Here is a 17,866-nt window from a genome sequence, read left to right as displayed (position 1 = left end):
CGTACATCTGGTCCGACCCCCCTACCGAAGAAGCAGTACCGGTGGGTAACGTCCGGGCAGTCCAGTCGTGTTCAGTTCAAGCAATGAGTTCCGTCCGTTCGGGGCGGAGAATTCATTGATGCACTGTGCACCTGCCCGATCTTGGACCGCACCGACGCATCACAGAAGAGTCGTGGCGCCGGCGCCCTATGAGGAGCAGCAGTCTTGCGCGAGTTCAGCCTTCCCGCTTTGTACGAGGTCCCTGCGGACGGCAATCTGACCGACATCGTTCGCAGAAACGCCGCGCAGCATCCGGACGTCGCCGTGATCGGCCGCAAGGTCAACGGCACGTGGCAGGACATCACGGCCGTCCAGTTCCTCGCCGAGGTGCGCGCGACCGCCAAGGGCCTGATCGCCTCCGGCGTACAGCCCGGCGACCGCATCGGCCTCATGTCGCGCACCCGCTACGAGTGGACGCTGCTCGACTTCGCGATCTGGAGCGCGGGCGCGATCACCGTTCCCGTCTACGAGACCAGCTCGCCCGAGCAGATCCAGTGGATCCTCGGCGACTCGGGCGCGGTCGGCATCCTCGTCGAGACGGACACGCACGCGGCGGCCGTCGGCTCCGTGCGCGACCGGCTGCCGCAGCTGCAGCACCTCTGGCAGATCGAGGCCGGCGGCATCGAGGAGCTGCACCGCGTCGGCGCCGAGCTCTCCGACGGGATGGTCGACGACCGCAGCGCGATCGCGAAGGCCGACGACCCGGCGACCATCGTCTACACCTCGGGCACCACCGGGCGCCCCAAGGGCTGTGTCCTCACGCACCGCAGCTTCTTCGCGGAGTGCGGCAACATCGTGGCGCGCCTCGGCCCGCTGTTCCGCACCGGCGAGTGCTCGGTGCTGCTCTTCCTGCCGGTGGCGCACGTCTTCGGCCGCCTCGTCGAGGTCGCCTCGCTGATGGCCCCGATCAAGCTGGGCCACGCCCCCGACATCAAGCAGCTCACCGATGAGCTGGCCGCCTTCAGGCCTACGCTGATCCTCGGTGTGCCGCGCGTCTTCGAGAAGGTCTACAACTCGGCGCGGGCCAAGGCGCAGGCCGACGGCAAGGGCAAGATCTTCGACAAGGCCGCCGACACGGCGATCGAGTACAGCCGCGCGCTGGACACCCCGAACGGTCCCTCGCTGGCCCTGAAGCTCAAGTACAAGACGTTCGACAAGCTCGTCTACGGCAAGCTGCGCGCCGTCCTCGGCGGGCGCGGCGAGTACGCGATCTCGGGCGGGGCGCCGCTCGGCGAGCGGCTCGGCCACTTCTTCCGCGGCATCGGCTTCACGGTCCTGGAGGGCTACGGCCTCACCGAGTCCTGCGCGGCCACGGCGTTCAACCCGTGGGACCGCCAGAAGATCGGCACGGTGGGTCAGCCGCTGCCGGGCTCCGTGGTCCGGATCGCCGACGACGGCGAGGTGCTGCTGCACGGCGAGCACCTCTTCACCGGCTACTGGAACAACCAGGGCGCCACTGAGGAGGCGCTGGCCGACGGCTGGTTCCACACGGGTGACATCGGCACCCTCGACGAGGACGGCTACCTGCGGATCACCGGCCGCAAGAAGGAGATCATCGTCACGGCGGGCGGCAAGAACGTCGCCCCGGCCGTGATCGAGGACCGGATCCGCGCGCATGCGCTGGTCGCGGAGTGCATGGTCGTCGGCGACGGGCGGCCCTTCGTGGGCGCGCTCGTCACCATCGACGAGGAGTTCCTCGACAAGTGGGCCGCGGACCACGACAAGCCGGCCGGGTCCACGGTGGCCTCGCTGCAGCACGACCCCGACCTGCTGGCCACGGTGCAGGCGGCCGTGGACGACGGCAACGCGGCGGTGTCCAAGGCGGAGTCGGTCCGCAAGTTCCGCATCCTCGGTGCGCAGTTCACGGAGGAGTCGGGCCACCTGACGCCTTCGCTGAAGCTGAAGCGCAATGTGGTGGCGAAGGACTACGCGGACGAGATCGAGGCGATCTACCGCGGGTAGCGGTACCGGGTGGCATCCGCCGGGCGCGCGTTTGTGCGCTGCGGCGGATGTCGCGTTTCGGCCCCCGACAGCTCACGCCACGGGGCTCCGCCCCGGACCCCGCGCCTCAATCGCCGGCGGGGCTTGATTGGCTCACCCGCCGCCGAAGCTTGAATTGCCCGGGCCTTGGGCGGCAGGGTGGGCAAGGCGGCCCCCGGTGCCGGGCACCCGCTACAACAGCCGCCGCAACCGCTCCGCCAGCAGGTCCCAGCGCCACTTCTCCTCGACCCATTCGCGGCCCCGCTCACCCATGCGGCGCCGCAGCTCCGGGTCCTGAAGGAGTGTCACGATGCGGTCCGCGGACTCCGATTCCGAGCCGCCCCGGACGACCCAGCCCGTCTCCCCGTCGAGCACCGCGTCCGGCGCCCCACCGGAGTCACCGGAGACGACCGGGAGCCCGGTCGCGGAGGCCTCCAGGTAGACGATGCCGAGGCCCTCGACATCGAGCCCGCCCCGCCGCGTACGACACGGCATCGCGAACACGTCCCCCGCCCCGTAGTGCGCGGGCAGCTCCTCCCACGGCACGGATCCCGTGAAGCGCACCGAGTCCGCGACCCCGGTCTCCACCGCCAGCTTGCGCAGGTCCTTCTCGTACGGCCCGCCGCCGACGATCAGCAGCACCGCGTCCGGCACCGCCGCCAGGATCTTCGGCATCGCGAGGATCAGCGTGTCCTGCCCCTTGCGCGGCACCAGACGCGACACGCACACCACCACCGGACGCTCGCTCAACCCCAGCCGCGCCCGCACCACGTCCCCACCCGACCCCGGGTGGAACGTCTTCTCGTCGACCCCCGGCGGGAGTTGTTCCATCCGCGAGGCCGCCTCCGGCGTGAGCGCCGCCGCGATGCGCGAGCGCGTGTACTCGCCGAGGTACGTGATCGTGTCCGTGCCCTCACCGATCCGCCGCAGCAACTGCCGGGACGCGGGAAGTTGCGCCCAGCCCGCCTCGTGCCCGTGCGTCGTCGCGACGATCCGCTCCGCACCGGCCCTGCGCAGCGCGGGCGCCATGAGCCCGAGCGGCGCCGCCGCCCCGAACCACACCGACGTACAGCCGTGCGCCCGCAGCAGCCCCGCCGCGCGCCGCGTCACGCGCGGGGTCGGCAGCAGCATCGTCGTGTTGTCGCGCACCACGGTGAACGGCTGCTCGGCGTCGAAAGCCGCCGTGGCCTCGACACCCTCCCGGCTGCGCTTCCACGTGGAGGCGTAGACGACGAGCCGCTCGGGGTCCAGGCGCAGCGCCATGTTGTGCAGGAATGCCTGGATCCCGCCGGGGCGCGGCGGGAAGTCGTTGGTCACGAGCAGAGTCTTCGGTGTCTGGCGCATCACCGCCGACAGTACCGAACGCCTCCGGCGCCGGCCGCCGCGCCGCGGGGGTCCATGGCCAGGCCACGGGGCTTTTCGGCATCATGTCTCGAATGAAGACGCGAACGCCCGCCGGGCTCCTGGTCACCTGGGTACTGACCCGGGCGCTGCTCCTGCTGTGCGTCTTCAAGGTGATCGTGGTGCCGGGACCGGACGTCACCAGCGACGTCCACGTGATTTACCACGGCTGGTTCGACGTGCTGCGCACAGGAACGTTCCCGCTGGACGACGTGACGTGGCAGTACCCGCCGGCCGCCGCGGTCGCGATCCTCTCCCCCGCGCTGCTGCCGTTCCTCAGTTACGCGTCGGCGTTCTTCCTGCTCGCGTTCCTGGCGGACGCCGTCGTCCTGCTGATGCTGCTGTACGTCTCCGAACGGCGGGACATGTCGCGGCGCGGCACCTGGGTGTGGGTCGTCGGGCTGCCGCTGCTCGGCCAGACCGTCTACGCGCGCTACGACGTGATGGTGACGGCCGTGGCGATCGCGGCGCTGCTCGCGGCGGCCCGGCATCCGCGGGCCGCGGGCGTCTTCGCGGCGATCGGCGCGGTGGTCAAGGTGTGGCCCGCGCTGCTGCTGCTCGGCACGCGCCGCGGCCGGGACACACGGGAGACGTGGGGCACGGCGGTGCTCACGGCGGTCGGGCTGCTCGCCGTCTTCACGGTGGCGATGCCGGGCGCGCTGGCCTTCCTCACGTTCCAGAAGGACCGCGGCACGGAGGTGGAGTCCCTCGGCTCACTGGTCTTCCACGTGGCGCGCCAGTTCGGCTGGAACGGCACGGTGCAGCTGAACTACGGCTCGGTGGAGTTCCTCGGCCCGTACGTGAACGTGGTGAGCACGCTGGCACAGGTGCTCACGGCGCTCGCGTTCGGCTGGCTGGTGCTGTGGCGGTTCAGGGCGCGCGCCTGGCAGCCGGCGACGCTCGCCGACGCGGGCCTGACGGCGGTGCTGCTGTTCACGACGACGAGCCGGGTGATCAGCCCGCAGTACATGGTGTGGCTGGTGGGCGTGGCCGCGGTCTGCATGCTGTTCCGGGACAGCCGGATGACGCTGCCGGTGTGGCTGGTGCTGGCGGCGACGTTCACGACGTTCCTGGAGTTCCCGCTGTACTTCGGGAACGTGGTGGCCAGCGACCCGCTGGGCGTCACCCTCCTCGCGGTGCGCAACGGCCTGCTGGTGGTGGCCTCGATCAGCGCCTGCCGCCGCCTGTGGCGCGCCACGGTGACCGAGCCGCGCCGGGCGGAGCCGGAGCCCCTGCCCGCGCGGGCCCCGCGGTCCGCGCACGACGACACGATTCCGGCGCCGTAGGTCTCAGCCCAGCTCGGAGCGCACGTACTCCCGCCACTGCGCCACGAACTCCTGCTCGTCGACGCCGAGCGCCTGGCGCAGCGCCGCGTCGACGGCCCCGGACCGCTGCTTGTGGCCGCCGACGGCCTTGTAGAAGGCGTTGAGCTTCTCCTCGCCCCACCGGTCGGCGATCATCCGGCAGGCCAGCCAGCCGCTCTCGTACGCGCGGGCCAGTTCGTCGGAGTCGCCGGAGAAGCCGAAGTCCTTGTCGGCGGGGAGCCCGCCGGGGACCGAGCCCTGCTGGACCGCGCGGCGCAGCTCGGGCGCGGCCTGCCCCGGCGTGCGGTCGCTCTCGCGGTAGCCCGCCCAGTCCGCGTACCCCTCGGAGAGCCACAGCGGGGTCGCGGCGGACGTCGCGCGGCGGGTGGCGACGTGGGCGGTCTCGTGGGTGAGGACGACCTGCTTGCCGACGGCGCCGAGCACGCTGTACGCCTCCGGGTTGAGGATCACCCGGTCCGCGGGCGCCGAGTCCGGCCCGCCCGCCTCGCCCGTGGTGACGGCCGCGATGCCCTGGTAGCCGGCGGCGGGCGCCCCCAGCAGCTCGCCCATCTCGTTGAGGGACCCGGGCACCAGGACGACGATCCGGCGCGCCCAGTCGTCGCCCCACGCACGGTTCAGCGAGGGCACCGCCGTGTCGGCGAGCCGTGCGTAGGAGCGCAGTTCGGAGCGTGGCTTGCCGACGCCGAGGACGAGGCTGTGCGTGCCCTTCACGGCGGCCACCGGGCCCTGCTCCCACAGCTGCTCGCCCGCCTTCTTCGCGGGGCGGTCCCCGGTGACGTACCAGCCGTCGTCGCCGTGGCCCAGGGTCAGCGTGCGCTCGGCGACGACGGGCGCCTTGTCGTAGCCGTCGACGCGGTAGCGCAGTTCGGCGGAGGCGGTGGCGGACCGCGATCCGGTGCGGTCGAGGTCGGTGAGCTTGTACTGCCAGGAGTCGAGCGGGACCTCGGAGAGGTCGTCGAGCAGGCCCGGCTCCGCGCTGCCCGTGGCCCGGTAGGCGGGGCCGTCGCCGGTGACGACGGCGTGCGCCCGCTGGTCGAGCAGCCGCTGCACGGCGGAGGCCTCGGCGCCCTTCGGCGCGTCGCCTCCCCCGCAGCCGGTCAGCGCGGACAGCCCGAGGAACAGGGCGCCCAGTGCCCCCGCACTCCACGCCCTGCCCAGCGCACGCCGACGACCAGCCATCTTTTCGATCGTACGGCGAAGTCGGGCGGGGAGCGTCAGACCCGGGTCACGGACGAGACCGGCATCATGCCCACCGGGTCGTAGCGCACGGGGGCGCCCGGGTGCGGCGCGTGGATGACCTGGCCGTTGCCCGCGTAGATGCCGATGTGGTGGGCGTCGGAGCCGTACGCGACGAGGTCGCCGGGCTCCGCCTGGGACAGCGGCACCTGGCGGCCCGCGTACCGCTGCTCCTGCGAGGTGCGGGGCAGACCGACGCCCGCCTGCCCGTACGACCACTTCATGAGGCCCGAGCAGTCGAAGCCGGAGGGGCCCGTCGCGCCCCAGATGTACGGCTTGCCGAGCGCGGACTTGGCGGCGGCGAGCGCGGCGGCGGCGCGGGCCGATGAGGCGGGGCCCACGCCGGACAGGTCGGGGCGGCTCTCGGCGCGCGAGGCCCGGTCGAACGCGGCGCGCTCGCCGCTCGGCAGCGCTTCGAGCAGCCGCCGCGCCTTGGCCAGCTTCTTCTCCACGCTGTGCTTGTGCCGCTGGACGGCCTTGCGGCTGGCCTCCAGTGCGGCGAGCTCGCCGCGCGCCTCTGCCCTGCGCTGGTCCAGGCTCCGCTGGGCGCCGCGCAGTTCGGCGAGTTGGCCCGCGTTGCGGGCGCCGATCCGGTCAAGCGTGCCGGCCTTGTCGAGGTAGGCGTCCGGGTCGGAGGAGAGCATCAGGGCGAGCGAGGGGTCCATGCCGCCGGAGCGGTACTGGGCGCCCGCCACGGCGCCGAGGGCCTGGCGCATCGCGTTGATCCGGTCCTGCCCGCGTGCCACCTGGTCCCGGGTGGCGGCGAGTTCCTTGCGGAGCCCGTCCGCCCGCTCGTCGGCCCGGTTGAACGCCTCGGTGGCCTTCTCCGCCTGCTCGTACAGGCGGTCCACAGCGGCCTTGGTCGCGCCCGGCCTGTCCTGGGGCGTGGCGTCCGCCGGGGCGGCGCCGAGGGCCGCCGCCGCGGATGCGGCGGCCACGGTCAGAACGGTCGCGCGCGTACTCCGGTCGAGGCCGGAGTTCCGAGAGTGCGAGACACGGCGATGAGAACCCACGGGTAGCCGCTCTCCCTTCCGCTGACGGACCCCCGATGATCGGGGGAATGCGCGCCGACAGTAGTCGGGCGACTACCCCCTGACCAAAGACCGTTCAGGGGACACGCAGCACGACGCCCCGCCTCTGACGCAGGTCATGGGCGGGGCGTGGGGGTCAGCGAACGGCCCTGGAATTCGCCCGAACGGGCGCGTTTCCAGGGCGCGTTGGAGAGCGAAATGCGCGGAATGCGGTGCGTCAGATGCGGCGGGCCGTCTGGTAGGGGCCGACCGTGTCCATCGACTCGTAGCGCACGCCGGCACCGGGGTGCGGGGCGTGCAGCACCTGGCCGTTGCCCGCGTACAGGCCCACGTGCTGGGTGTTGTTGAAGAAGACCAGGTCACCGGGCTTGAGCTGACTCCTGGCCACCTCGGTGCCCTCGCCGATCTGCGTGTACGTGGTCCGGGTTATGGAGACACCGGCCTGGTTGTACGCCCACTGGGTGAGGCCCGAGCAGTCGTAGGAGTTGGGGCCCGAGCCGCCGGAGACGTACGGCTTGCCGATCTGGGTGGCGGCCGCGGACAGGGCGGCGGAGGCGCGCCCGGAGGCGGGCACCGCGTTGCCGAGGTCGACGCGGCTCGCGGCGTCGCGGCTGGCGCGCTCGTCGGCGGCGGCCATCTTGGCGCGCTGCTCGGCGGTCAGCGTGTTGAGCAGCTTGCGGGCCTCCGCGAGCTTGCTCTGGACCTCTTCCTTCTTCTTGCCGAGCTCGGCGCGCGTGTCGGCGAGGTCCTTGAGCTTCTGGGAGGCCTCCGCGCGCTCCTGGGCGAGCGTGCGCTGCTTCTCCTGGACCTTCTTGAGCGACTCGAGCTGCTGGGCGCTGAGCGAGTCGAGCGTGGAGGCCTTGTCGAGGTAGCTGTCCGGGTCGGACGAGAGGAAGAGCTGGACCGAGGGGTCGATGCCGCCGTTGCGGTACTGCTGGCCGGCGAGCGAACCGAGGCCGGAGCGCAGCTCGTTGAGCTCCTCCTGGCCGCGGGCGACCTTGTCCTGGAGATCACCGATCTCGGACTCGAGCTTCTTCTGCTTCTCCTTGGCCCCGTTGTACCGGTCCGTCGCGCCACCGGCCTCTTCGTAGAGCTTGTCGACCTTGGCCTTGACTTCGCTCTTGCTGGGCTTCGGTGCGGCGTTGGCGGCCTGAGAGGTGAGGGCCACGGCAGCGGCGGCGGTCGCGGTGAGCACGGTCACGCGGGTGCGGCTCGGCTGCTTGGGTCGACGATGGGACGCCACGAAGGCGATCTCCTTCTTCCTCCAGCCGCCTGCCGATTGCGCCGGCGGGCGGTGCCCCTCCACCGTCACCCCTTTTAGGTGATCACCCGAGCGGAGGTTCGAGCCAGACCCTAGTGACCTCTTCGTGATCAGTTCAAATCCCTCAGAGAAAAAACTCCGTCACACGCTGCATTCTTTGCACTCAACTCACATGCAGTGATGTCCGCTTGACGCTACGTTGCGTGAAGGTTTCGCCAATTCGGGCATTCGACACGGATGTTGCGGGTGTGACATAGCTAACTCAAACCCCGTCAGCCGTGCGACAACCGCTTCAGGAGCACGACGGAGGCGACCGGCCGCGCCCCCGCCTTCGCGACGCCGTCCGCGACCTCCCGGTCGGTCGACACGACGATGACGGGCCGCCCCGAGGGCTCCGCGCGCACCAGCTGGCGGATCAGCTCGTCCGCCGTGACCCCCGGCTTGGAGAACAGCACCCGCACCCCGCGCGGCGGCGCGAGCAGCACCGGAGCGGCCAGTTCGGCCCCGTCGAAGACGCAGGTCACCTCGGCCCCGGTCTGCGCCGCGAGCTGCGAGAGCGAGCCGAGCAGGCGCAGCCGCTGCTTCTCCAGGGGCATCGTCGGATAGCCGGTCTTCGTGACGTTGTAGCCGTCGACCACGAGGTGCGCCTGGGGCAGCGCGAGCAACTGGTCGAGGATCGCCGGGTCGTGCTCGTGCAGGGCGCGCGCCGCGATGTCCTTCGGCGACATCCGGCCCGGCTCCACGGCGTCCACGGAGTCGGCGGGCCGGGAGGACACGGGCGGCAGCGCCAGCTCCCTGCGCAGCCCCTGGGCCGCGTCCAGGACCGTGTCGAGCAGCAGCCGCACCCGCATGTCCTCGATGCTGCGCCCCTCGCGGGCCGCCCGGCGGGAGGACTCCAGGGCCGCCTCCGCCTCGCCGAGCCGCGATTTGAGCCGGCGGGTCTCGCTCTCCGCCGCGGACACCTGGGCCTGGCTCTCGGCGCGCACCGCGTCGGTCTCGGCCTTCGCCTTGCGCACGGCGGCCTCGCCGCGCTTCACGTCGCTGAGCGCGGCCCGCAGCTTGCGCTCCACGGAGCCGACCTCGCGCTTGGCCGCGTCGAGTTCCGTGCGGAGTCGCTCCGTCTCGTTCTTGGTGTGGGCGCGGGCCTCGGCCAGTTCGTCGCGCAGCCGGTCGAGTTCGGCGCGGGTCTCCTCGTCGGCCCGCTCGGCGTCGGCCCGCTGGGCGTCCTCGCCCGCCGCGGCGACGAGCTTCACCCAGCCGACGGGGCGCAGCACGTAGGCGGCCGCCGCCACGTCGAGCGGGTCGGCGGCGGGCGGCGGCGTACCGGCCTCCAAGGCGCCGGTCAGTTCGGGCTGCGCGTCCCGCAGGCGCTCCCCGATCCGCTGCCGGAACACCGGGTCGCTCTCCAGGGCCGCCGCCATGGCGTTGCCGGCGAACTTCATCCGCCGGGTCGGGGTGAACCGGGCATACTGCCGCAACTGTGGCGGCAGTTCACCCACCGTCAGTCCGCCGAAGCCGTCCGACGCGATCTGCACGACCCGTCGTCGTACGCCTTCGGGCAGCGGGCGGTCGAGCACTTCGGCGGCGGCGGCCTGCTCTGGGTGCCCGGCCTCCCCACCTGTGCTCTCCACCATCCGTCACCCCAAAGTCGATGTGGGGCCGCTCCTCAGGAGTCGGCGCCGGGCCTGTCCACTAGTTCCACCTGGTCCACCGCGTTGCACCAGCGGCAGCGCACCGACTCGATGGTCTCACTGACCACGTCGCGCTCCTCCACCTTCGGCTCGCCGGCCAGGTCCAGGTGGACGTACTCGACGACCTTCGAGGACCGCGTGACGTCGAAGCGCGTCAGGTTGCCGCACAGGGTGCAGCGCCAGCGGGTGGTGGCGGTCGGCAGGGGAACCGTCATCGGGTGGTGCCTTCTTCCGGATGCATGCGGGTTGCGTGGTGCTTGCTTTATTGCCCGTAACCCTACGGCCTGCCGCGCGCCGCCCGCTCCCCGCCTTGCGTCATGCTCTGTCCATGATCGGCAATGGGCGCTCCGCGATCGACAGGCTGACCGCATTCCTCAGAGGACACCCGGCTCCGGTCACGTACGGCATCATCGCGGTCTGCTGCGTGGTCTTCGTACTGTCCCCGGCCTCGGGGCTGAACCCCGGCTACGGCACCGGGGACCGGCTGCTCGCCGCGCAGAGCGCGTACTTCGAACGCTGGGGCGTGGTCCCCGACGAACTGCTCGGCGGCTCGGCGCGGGCCCTGCTCACCCCGCTCACGGCCTTGTTCGTGCACGGAAGCTGGCTGCACCTGCTCGGCAACATGCTCTTCCTCTACGTCTTCGGGGCGATGGTCGAGGAGCACATGGGCCGCGTCACGTACGCCCTGTTCTATGTGGTCACCGGCTATGTGGCGCTCCTCGGGTACGCGATCCCGCACGCCGATTCCGATCAGAGCCTGGTCGGCGCGTCGGGGGCGATCTCGGCGGTGCTCGGCGCGTTCCTCTATCTCTTCCCCGAGGCCCGCGTGACGAGCGTCTTCCCGTTCCTCTTCTTTCTGCCGCTGCGCTTCCCGGCATGGGTGGTGCTGCCGTTCTGGGTGGCGCTGCAGTGGGTGGCGGCGGGCCAGGACAGCCAGGGGCCGGGGGTGGCGTATCTGGCGCACCTGGTGGGGTTCTCGGTCGGGTTCCTGTGGGCGTGGGGCAGATACAGAGGGCGGGCTAAGGTTGAGGCGAACCCAGCCACGGCCACCGAGGGAGACAGCCAGCCGTGATCACCGCGATCGTGCTCATCAAGACCAGCGTGGACCGGATCCCCGAGATCGCCGAGTCGATCGCGGCCCTGGACAACGTGAGCGAGGTCTTCTCCGTCACCGGTACGTACGACCTGATCGCCATGGTCCGGGTCGCCCGCCACGACGATCTGGCGGACGTCATCCCCGGAAAGATCAGCAAGATCCAGGGCGTCGAGGGCACGGACACGCACGTCGCGTTCCGCACGTACTCGCAGCACGACCTCGAGGCCGCCTTCTCGATCGGCCTCGACGCCTAGGACCCGCTCCGCTCCCCCTCAGGCGCTCGCCGTGTCCGGCACGCAGCGGCCGTCCTCCGTGCGGTAGTTCCAGCGCGCGCCGTCCCGCACCAGCTCCGTCACGGCGGACACGAAGCGGTCCACGTGCTCGTCGGGCGTCCCGGCGCCGAAGCTCACGCGGATGGCGTTGAGCGACTTCTCGCCCGGCGCGGCATCCGGGGCCCCGCACTCCCCCTGCTGCTGCGGGTCGGAGCCGAGCAGCGTGCGCACCAGCGGGTGGGCGCAGAACAGACCGTCGCGGACCCCGATCCCGTACTCGGCGGAGAGCGCGGCGGCGAAGTGCGAGGAGTTCCACCCCTCGACGACGAAGGACAGCACGCCCACGCGCGGCGCCTCGTCACCGAACAGGGACAGCACCTTCACCTCGGGCACCGCCGCGAGCCCCTCCTGGACCTTCCGGATGAGGTGCTGCTCGCGGGCGACGAGGTTGTCGAACCCGGCCTCGGTCAGCGCCTTGCAGGCGGAGGCGATCGAGTACACGCCGATGACGTTCGGGGAACCGGCCTCGTGGCGGGCCGCGGTGGTCTGCCACTCCACGTCCACGCCGCCGTCGGTGCGCCGCGCGACCTTCTTCGAAGCGCCGCCGCCCGCGAGGTACGGCTCGGCCGCCGTCAGCCAGTCGGAGCGCCCGGCGAGCACACCGGAGCCGAACGGGGCGTACAGCTTGTGCCCGGAGAAGGCGACCCAGTCGACGTCGAGGTCCGCCACGGAGACCGGGTGGTGGGGCGCGAGCTGCGCGGCGTCGAGCACGATGCGGGCACCGTGCGCGTGAGCGGCCGCCGCGAGCTCGCGCACCGGCCAGAGCTCACCGGTGACGTTCGAGGCACCGGTGACGCAGACGAGGGCGGGCCCGTAGGGCTCGCGGTCGGCGAGAGCCCGCTCCAGGGTGGCGACGGCCTCGTCGGGCGTACGAGGGGCGTTGAGGTACGTGACACGGGCGTCGCGCCACGGCAGCAGCGAGGCGTGGTGCTCGGTCTCGTAGACGAACACCTCGCAGTCGGCGGGCAGCGCGGCGGCGAGCAGGTTCAGCGAGTCGGTGGTGGACCGGGTGAAGACGACCTGGTCGTCCTCGCGGCAGCCGAGGAACTCCGCGACGGCGACCCGGGAGTTCTCGAACAGGTCGGTGGACAGCTGCGACAGGTACCCGGCGCCGCGGTGCACGCTGCCGTAGTACGGCGCGTAGGCGGCGACGTCGTCCCACACCCGCTGCAGGGCGGGCGCGCTGGCGGCGTAGTCGAGGGCGGCGTAGGTGACCTCGCCACCGGTGACGAGCGGCACGGTGACGTCCCGGCCGAGGACCTGGAGCGGGGCGACGGTCTCGGTGCAGGCGGCGGCGTCGACGGAAACAGACATGGGTGAACTCCCTGGCGAGGTCAGCGAATTGACCATGCCGGAGCGCCACGGCAGCAGCGCGCTCTACGGCACGGAAAGAAAGGTGAAACGGGTACGCGGAGGCGGGGCCGAAACGCCCTATCGCATTCGCTTGCTCACGAGACTGCTCCCTTGAGGACCAGGACCCCAGGGTTGCGAGGGGTCCGCGCTTGCCACACGCCTTGCTGCGTACGGCCTGGTCTTCACCCAGGGCACCCCGCCACGGACGGAGGGTTGCCGGACAGCGGGCTGGGGCCTCGATCGCTGTCACTCATGACCTTGGAAAGCATCCTGCCACACGTCTCGGATACGGCAAGGGCGCAGTCCAACTCTTGAGACAAGTCGTACTGCGCCCTGCGTCACACCAAGAACGTGGCTACCGGTTGCTGGCCGCCACCCAGCGCTCCAGCGCCGCCTTCGCCGCGCCGGAGTCGATGGACTCGGCGGCCCGGTCCATGCCGGCCCGGATCTGCTCGACGAGCGTGCCCTCGCCCGGCCGCACGGCCACCAGGGCCGCCGCCGAGTTCAGCAGCACCGCGTCGCGCACGGGCCCCCGCTCGCCGTCGAGGAGCCGCCGGGCGACCTCCGCGTTGTACGAGGGGTCGCCGCCGCGCAGCGCCTCGATGGGCACGATGTCGATGCCGACGTCGCGCGGGTCGAAGGTCTCCTCGCGCACGGCGCCGTCCCGGACGACCCAGACGCGGGACGAGCCGGTGGTGGTCAGCTCGTCGAGCCCGTCGTCGCCGCGGAACACCAGCGAGGAGTTGCCGCGCTCGGCGAAGACCCCGGCCACGATGGGCGCCATCCGGGCGTCGGCGACACCGACGGCCTGCGCCTTCACCTTGGCCGGGTTGGTCAGCGGACCGAGCAGGTTGAAGACGGTCCGGATGCCGAGCTGGCCGCGCGCCGCGCCCGCGTACCGCAGCGCGGGGTGGAACTTTATGGCGAAGCAGAACGTGATGCCGGCTTCCTCGGCGACCTCGGGCACCCGCTTGGGCGACAGGTCGAGATTGACGCCCAGCTTCTCCAGGACGTCGGAGGAGCCGGAGGCCGAGGAGGCGGCGCGGTTGCCGTGCTTGACGACCTTGGCGCCGGTGCCCGCGACGACGATCGCGGACATCGTGGAGATGTTGACGGTCTTGGCGCCGTCCCCGCCGGTGCCGACGATGTCGACGGTCTCGCCGGGCACGTCGATCACGTTCGCGTGCTCGTACATGCCGCGTACGAGACCGGAGATCTCCTGCACGGTCTCGCCCTTGGCGCGCAGCGCCACCGCGAACCCGGCGATCTGCGCGTCGGTCGCCTCGCCCCGCATGATCCGGTCCATCGCCCACGCCGTGTCGTCGGCGCTCTGGTCGCGGCCCTCCAGCAGGCCGTTCAGGACGGCGGGCCAGGAACGGCCCGCCGCGGTGTCGCCTCCAGCGGGGTTCAAAGCGCTCATGGCCGCTCCTGTGTGCATCTGTGGGTCGAAAGCTGCTGCGCCCCCACCCTATCCAGGTATCGGGACCGCAAAGAGCCCCCGTCCAGGCACTGGACGAGGGCTCCCGCTGTGGCTTACAGCGACGGATTCAGAGATCAGTGATGGCCGTGGCCGCTGGTGATCTCCTTGTACTCCTCGGCGGTCGGCTTGGGGATCTGGTTGTTCTCCCCGTAGTAACCGCGCGAGAGCTTGGCCCGCAGCTTCTGCCGCCGGGTGGCCTTGCGCTCGACACCGTTCTCGTCGACCGTCGGGCCGATCTCGGCCGGCTTGTACTGCTCGTGCGCCGTGAGCGTGTGCAGCGCCTCCTGGTCGAGGGGCTCGTGCACCTCGATGAACTCACCGTGCGGCAGGCGCTTGATGATGCCGGACTCGCGTCCGTGCAGCACCTTGTCCTTGTCGCGGCGCTGGAGGCCGAGGCAGATCCGCTTGGTGACGATGAAGGCGATGACCGGTCCGACGAAGAAGGAGATCCGGACGAACCAGGTGATCGCGTTGATCGACAGGTGGAAGTGCGTGGCCCAGAGGTCGTTGCCACCACCGACGAGCAGCACCATGTACCAGGTGATCCACGCGACACCGAAGGCCGTACGGGTCGGAGCGTTGCGCGGGCGGTCCAGGATGTGGTGCTCGCGCTTGTCGCCGGTGACCCAGGACTCGATGAACGGGTAGACGGCGATGGCCGCGAGGACCAGCGGGAAGATCACCAGCGGGATGAACACACCCAGGACGAGCGTGTGACCCCAGAGGTTGATCTCCCAGCCCGGCATCACACGGATCAGGCCTTCGGAGAAGCCCATGTACCAGTCGGGCTGGGCGCCGGTGGACACCTGGTCCGGACGGTACGGGCCGATGGCCCAGATCGGGTTGATCGAGGCGATCGCGGCGACCACCGCGATGACACCGAAGACCAGGAAGAAGAAGCCACCCGCCTTGGCCATGTAGACCGGGAGCAGCGGCATGCCGACGACGTTCTTGTTGGTCTTTCCGGCGCCCGCGAACTGCGTGTGCTTGTGGTAGAAGACCAGGATCAGGTGCGCCACCATCAGGCCGAGCATGATGCCCGGCAGCAGCAGGATGTGGATCGAGTAGAACCGCGCGACGAAGTCGCCGCCCGGGAACTCGCCGCCGAAGAGGAAGAACGAGATGTACGTGCCGATGATCGGCACGGACAGGATCGCGCCCTCCATGAAGCGGACACCGGTGCCGGAGAGCAGGTCGTCCGGGAGCGAGTAACCGGTGAAGCCGGTGAACATGCCCAGGACGAACAGCAGGAAGCCGAACAGCCAGTTGACCTCACGCGGCTTGCGGAACGCACCCGTGAAGAACACGCGCATCATGTGCACGAACATGCCGGCGAGGAAGATCAGCGCGGCCCAGTGGTGGATCTGACGGATCAGCAGACCACCGCGCACATCGAAGGAGATGTGCATGGTCGAGTTGAACGCCTCGGACATCAGCTGTCCCTGCAGCGGGACGTAGCTGCCGTGGTACTCCACCTCGTTCATCGACGGGTGGAAGAACAGCGTCAGGTACACACCCGTGAGGATGATGATGATGAAGCTGTACATGCAGATCTCGCCGAGCATGAAGGACCAGTGGTCCGGAAAGATCTTGCGCATGTTGGACTTGGCCAGGGAGTAGATCCCCAGACGTCCGTCGGCCCAGTCGGCGACACGCTCGCCGGCCGGTGCCTTCTCGCGCTCAGGCGCGTCGTTCGTGGTCGTAGTACTCATCCGCGCTCCCAGAAGGCAGGACCGACGGGCTCAGCGAAATCGCTCAGCGCCTCGAGGTGACCCTCACCGTTGACGCCGATGCGCAGCTGCGGCAGCGCGTGACCGGCAGGACCGAAGATCACCCGGGCGCCGTCGGAGAGGTCGAAGGTGGACTGGTGGCACGGGCACAGAGCGTGGTGCGTCTGCTGCTCGTACAGCGAGATCGGGCAACCGACGTGGGTGCAGATCTTCGAGTACGCCACGATGCCCTCGTGGGACCACTCGAGTTCCTGCTTGTCCTTGATGTTCTCCGGCTGGATCCGGACGAGCATCAGGGCGTCCTTGGCGATGTTCTTCTGGAAGTCCTCGTCGTGCTCCTCCAGGCCCTCGGGCTTGGCGAAGGTGAGCGAGCCGACCGCGATGTCCGAAGGACGCAGCGGCTCGTTCGTGTTCATGTTGACGAGGGTCAGGCCCTTCTTCCAGGACGTGGAGCGCAGCTTCTTCTCGGGCAGCGGCCCGAGGTCACGAAGCAGGACCACACCGGAGAGGGGCACCAGCGCGAGCGCGCCGAACATCGTGTTGCGGATCAGCTTGCGGCGGCCGAACTGCGACTCGCGGGCACCGTCGGCGAAGTCCTGCAGGACCTTCGCCTTGACCTCGGGCTCCGCCTCGATCGCGTGCCGCTCCTGCACGACCTCTTCGTCGGACATCAGCGTGCGGGCCCAGTGGACCGCGCCGGCGCCGATGCAGAACAGCGCCACGCCCAGGGTCACGCCGAGCGCGAGGTTGAGCGCGCTGACATGTCCGATCGGGAAGACGTAGATGCTCTTGTTGACGTCGATGGTGACGTACGAGGCGATGAAGGCGATGGTGGCCAGCATCGACACCGTGAACAGCATGGCCACGACGCGCTCGGACCGCTTGGCGGCCCGCTCGTCGAGGTCCTGGATCCGGTGCTCGTGGGGCGGCAGACCCGGGTCGGCGAAGGGCTCGTCCTTCACCGCTACCGAGCCGTGCTCCTCGGCGGCCTGCTCAGTGGGCAGGTTCTCTTCTGGAATGTCTTGGCTACTCATGACTTCTTGGCCTTTGCGGTCCGAGCGGCGACCCAGATGGCAACGGCGATCAGACCGCCGAGACCGAAGATCCAGGCGAACAGACCCTCACTGACCGGGCCGAGCCCGCCCAGCTTGAGACCGCCGGGGCTCTCGGTGTCGTCACCGTTGACCGCGTCGAGGTACGCGATGATGTCCTTCTTGTTCTGCTTGGTCATCGTCGTGTCCGGGAACGACGGCATGTTCTGCGGGCCGGTCTGCATGGCCTCGTAGATGTGCTTCGGGGCGACACCCTCGAGGCTCGGTGCGAACTTGCCGTGCGTCAGCGCGCCACCCTCACCGGTGAAGTTGTGGCACTGGGCGCAGTTGGTGCGGAACAGCTCGCCACCCTTGGCGATGTCCGCGCCGTTGGCGCTGTAGTCCTTCTCGGTCGGCGCGACCGGACCGGCGCCGAGCGACGCGATGTACGCCGCGAGCTGGTCGATCTCGGCCTGCGAGTAGATGACCTTCTTCTTCGGGACCTGCGCGCCCGGCTGCTGGGCGGGCATGCGACCGGTGCCGACCTGGAAGTCGACGGCTGCGGAGCCGACGCCCACCAGGCTCGGCCCGTCGGAGGTGCCCTGACCGCCGGTTCCGTGGCAGCTGGCGCAGCCGACGGAATAGAGCTTCTTGCCCTCGTCGATGGCGAGGGACTGGGCGGTCTCATCGGCCTGCGCCTTGTCCGCGGGTGCGAACGCGGCGTACAGCCCCCCGGTGGCCGCCAGCGCGAGGAGTAGGACGACGACCGCCGCCAGCGGATGGCGTCGTCGTGCGGAGAGCTTTTTCACGGATTACCCCGGTGTCAGGATCTTCTGCGTCGGTGCTGCGGAAATGTGTCGGGTTCTACGCCCGATGCTGT

The 17,866-nt window shown here is 70.4% G+C and carries 15 protein-coding genes and 1 riboswitch; of the genes, 4 read left to right on the top strand and 11 right to left on the bottom strand.

Annotated features, from left to right (window positions below):
• Positions 1–204 precede the first annotated feature (204 nt).
• Positions 205–2,001 carry an AMP-dependent synthetase/ligase gene (locus ACY34M_RS04245; RefSeq protein WP_462717676.1) on the top strand — a complete coding sequence of 599 codons (1,797 nt, stop codon included), beginning with the start codon at positions 205–207 and terminating at the stop codon, positions 1,999–2,001.
• A gap of 210 nt (positions 2,002–2,211) precedes the next feature.
• Here ACY34M_RS04245 and ACY34M_RS04240 read toward each other — a convergent pair whose 3' ends face one another.
• Positions 2,212–3,363 (bottom strand): glycosyltransferase family 4 protein, encoded by a 1,152-nt coding sequence (locus ACY34M_RS04240; RefSeq protein WP_462717675.1) that lies wholly within the window; start codon positions 3,361–3,363, stop codon positions 2,212–2,214.
• Between the two features lie 92 nt (positions 3,364–3,455).
• On the opposite strand from ACY34M_RS04240, the gene ACY34M_RS04235 reads away from it, so the two are divergent.
• Positions 3,456–4,706, top strand: a complete 1,251-nt coding sequence (locus tag ACY34M_RS04235; RefSeq protein WP_462717674.1) for a glycosyltransferase 87 family protein — start codon at positions 3,456–3,458, stop codon at positions 4,704–4,706.
• 3 nt (positions 4,707–4,709) lie between these two features.
• On the opposite strand, the gene ACY34M_RS04230 is transcribed toward ACY34M_RS04235, so the two are convergent.
• The 5 genes from ACY34M_RS04230 to ACY34M_RS04210 form a co-directional block, all read right to left on the bottom strand.
• Complete coding sequence (locus ACY34M_RS04230) at positions 4,710–5,924, bottom strand: hypothetical protein (protein WP_462717673.1); 1,215 nt, start codon at positions 5,922–5,924, stop codon at positions 4,710–4,712.
• A gap of 35 nt (positions 5,925–5,959) precedes the next feature.
• Positions 5,960–6,994: a C40 family peptidase gene (locus ACY34M_RS04225; protein ID WP_462717672.1), complete on the bottom strand. Its 1,035-nt coding sequence runs from the start codon at positions 6,992–6,994 to the stop codon at positions 5,960–5,962.
• A 235-nt stretch (positions 6,995–7,229) separates the two neighbouring features.
• Positions 7,230–8,255 carry a C40 family peptidase gene (locus ACY34M_RS04220; protein WP_462717671.1) on the bottom strand — a complete coding sequence of 342 codons (1,026 nt, stop codon included), beginning with the start codon at positions 8,253–8,255 and terminating at the stop codon, positions 7,230–7,232.
• Positions 8,256–8,545: 290 nt separating this feature from the next.
• Positions 8,546–9,907, bottom strand: coding sequence for an NYN domain-containing protein (locus ACY34M_RS04215; RefSeq protein ID WP_462717670.1), 1,362 nt, complete (start codon positions 9,905–9,907; stop codon positions 8,546–8,548).
• Between the two features lie 32 nt (positions 9,908–9,939).
• On the bottom strand, positions 9,940–10,179 hold the full coding sequence (locus ACY34M_RS04210) for a hypothetical protein (protein WP_356388719.1): 240 nt from the start codon (positions 10,177–10,179) through the stop codon (positions 9,940–9,942).
• A gap of 113 nt (positions 10,180–10,292) precedes the next feature.
• On the opposite strand from ACY34M_RS04210, the gene ACY34M_RS04205 reads away from it, so the two are divergent.
• Positions 10,293–11,036: a rhomboid family intramembrane serine protease gene (locus ACY34M_RS04205; protein WP_462717669.1), complete on the top strand. Its 744-nt coding sequence runs from the start codon at positions 10,293–10,295 to the stop codon at positions 11,034–11,036.
• Positions 11,033–11,314: an Lrp/AsnC family transcriptional regulator gene (locus ACY34M_RS04200; protein WP_425834796.1), complete on the top strand. Its 282-nt coding sequence runs from the start codon at positions 11,033–11,035 to the stop codon at positions 11,312–11,314. The genes ACY34M_RS04205 and ACY34M_RS04200 overlap by 4 nt, the downstream gene beginning before the upstream one ends.
• A gap of 18 nt (positions 11,315–11,332) precedes the next feature.
• Here the strand turns inward: ACY34M_RS04200 and ACY34M_RS04195 are convergent, their stop codons facing one another.
• From ACY34M_RS04195 to qcrC, 5 genes are all read right to left on the bottom strand, one after another.
• Positions 11,333–12,706 carry an aminotransferase class V-fold PLP-dependent enzyme gene (locus tag ACY34M_RS04195; protein ID WP_462717668.1) on the bottom strand — a complete coding sequence of 458 codons (1,374 nt, stop codon included), beginning with the start codon at positions 12,704–12,706 and terminating at the stop codon, positions 11,333–11,335.
• Between the two features lie 179 nt (positions 12,707–12,885).
• Positions 12,886–13,003: riboswitch (SAM riboswitch) on the bottom strand.
• A 97-nt stretch (positions 13,004–13,100) separates the two neighbouring features.
• The gene (trpD, locus tag ACY34M_RS04190) at positions 13,101–14,165 is read right to left on the bottom strand and encodes an anthranilate phosphoribosyltransferase (protein ID WP_462717667.1); all 1,065 of its coding nucleotides are present in this window, start codon (positions 14,163–14,165) and stop codon (positions 13,101–13,103) included.
• Positions 14,166–14,299: 134 nt separating this feature from the next.
• Positions 14,300–15,937: a cytochrome bc1 complex cytochrome b subunit gene (qcrB, locus tag ACY34M_RS04185; protein ID WP_462717666.1), complete on the bottom strand. Its 1,638-nt coding sequence runs from the start codon at positions 15,935–15,937 to the stop codon at positions 14,300–14,302.
• Positions 15,934–16,989, bottom strand: a complete 1,056-nt coding sequence (gene qcrA / locus ACY34M_RS04180; RefSeq protein WP_462717665.1) for a cytochrome bc1 complex Rieske iron-sulfur subunit — start codon at positions 16,987–16,989, stop codon at positions 15,934–15,936. The genes qcrB and qcrA overlap by 4 nt, the downstream gene beginning before the upstream one ends.
• Entirely contained in the window at positions 16,986–17,795 is an 810-nt protein-coding gene (qcrC, locus tag ACY34M_RS04175; protein WP_462717664.1) for a cytochrome bc1 complex diheme cytochrome c subunit, read from the bottom strand. The genes qcrA and qcrC overlap by 4 nt, the downstream gene beginning before the upstream one ends.
• Positions 17,796–17,866: the final 71 nt, after the last annotated feature.

The organism is Streptomyces sp. EDA2-14 (assembly GCF_054963755.1).
Note: the sequence above shows the minus strand (reverse complement) of the source record. Positions and strands in the feature narration are given on the sequence as shown.

Bases quoted from the DNA above. Each gene is read 5' to 3' on its own strand.
- qcrA (WP_462717665.1), bottom strand. From the start codon at position 16,989: ATGAGTAGCCAAGACATTCCAGAAGAGAACCTGCCCACTGAGCAGGCC.
- ACY34M_RS04235 (WP_462717674.1), top strand. From the start codon at position 3,456: ATGAAGACGCGAACGCCCGCCGGGCTCCTGGTCACCTGGGTACTGACC.
- ACY34M_RS04215 (WP_462717670.1), bottom strand. From the start codon at position 9,907: ATGGTGGAGAGCACAGGTGGGGAGGCCGGGCACCCAGAGCAGGCCGCC.
- ACY34M_RS04195 (WP_462717668.1), bottom strand. From the start codon at position 12,706: ATGTCTGTTTCCGTCGACGCCGCCGCCTGCACCGAGACCGTCGCCCCG.
- ACY34M_RS04230 (WP_462717673.1), bottom strand. From the start codon at position 5,924: ATGGCTGGTCGTCGGCGTGCGCTGGGCAGGGCGTGGAGTGCGGGGGCA.
- ACY34M_RS04240 (WP_462717675.1), bottom strand. From the start codon at position 3,363: ATGCGCCAGACACCGAAGACTCTGCTCGTGACCAACGACTTCCCGCCG.
- trpD (WP_462717667.1), bottom strand. From the start codon at position 14,165: ATGAGCGCTTTGAACCCCGCTGGAGGCGACACCGCGGCGGGCCGTTCC.
- ACY34M_RS04205 (WP_462717669.1), top strand. From the start codon at position 10,293: ATGATCGGCAATGGGCGCTCCGCGATCGACAGGCTGACCGCATTCCTC.
- ACY34M_RS04210 (WP_356388719.1), bottom strand. From the start codon at position 10,179: ATGACGGTTCCCCTGCCGACCGCCACCACCCGCTGGCGCTGCACCCTG.
- qcrB (WP_462717666.1), bottom strand. From the start codon at position 15,937: ATGAGTACTACGACCACGAACGACGCGCCTGAGCGCGAGAAGGCACCG.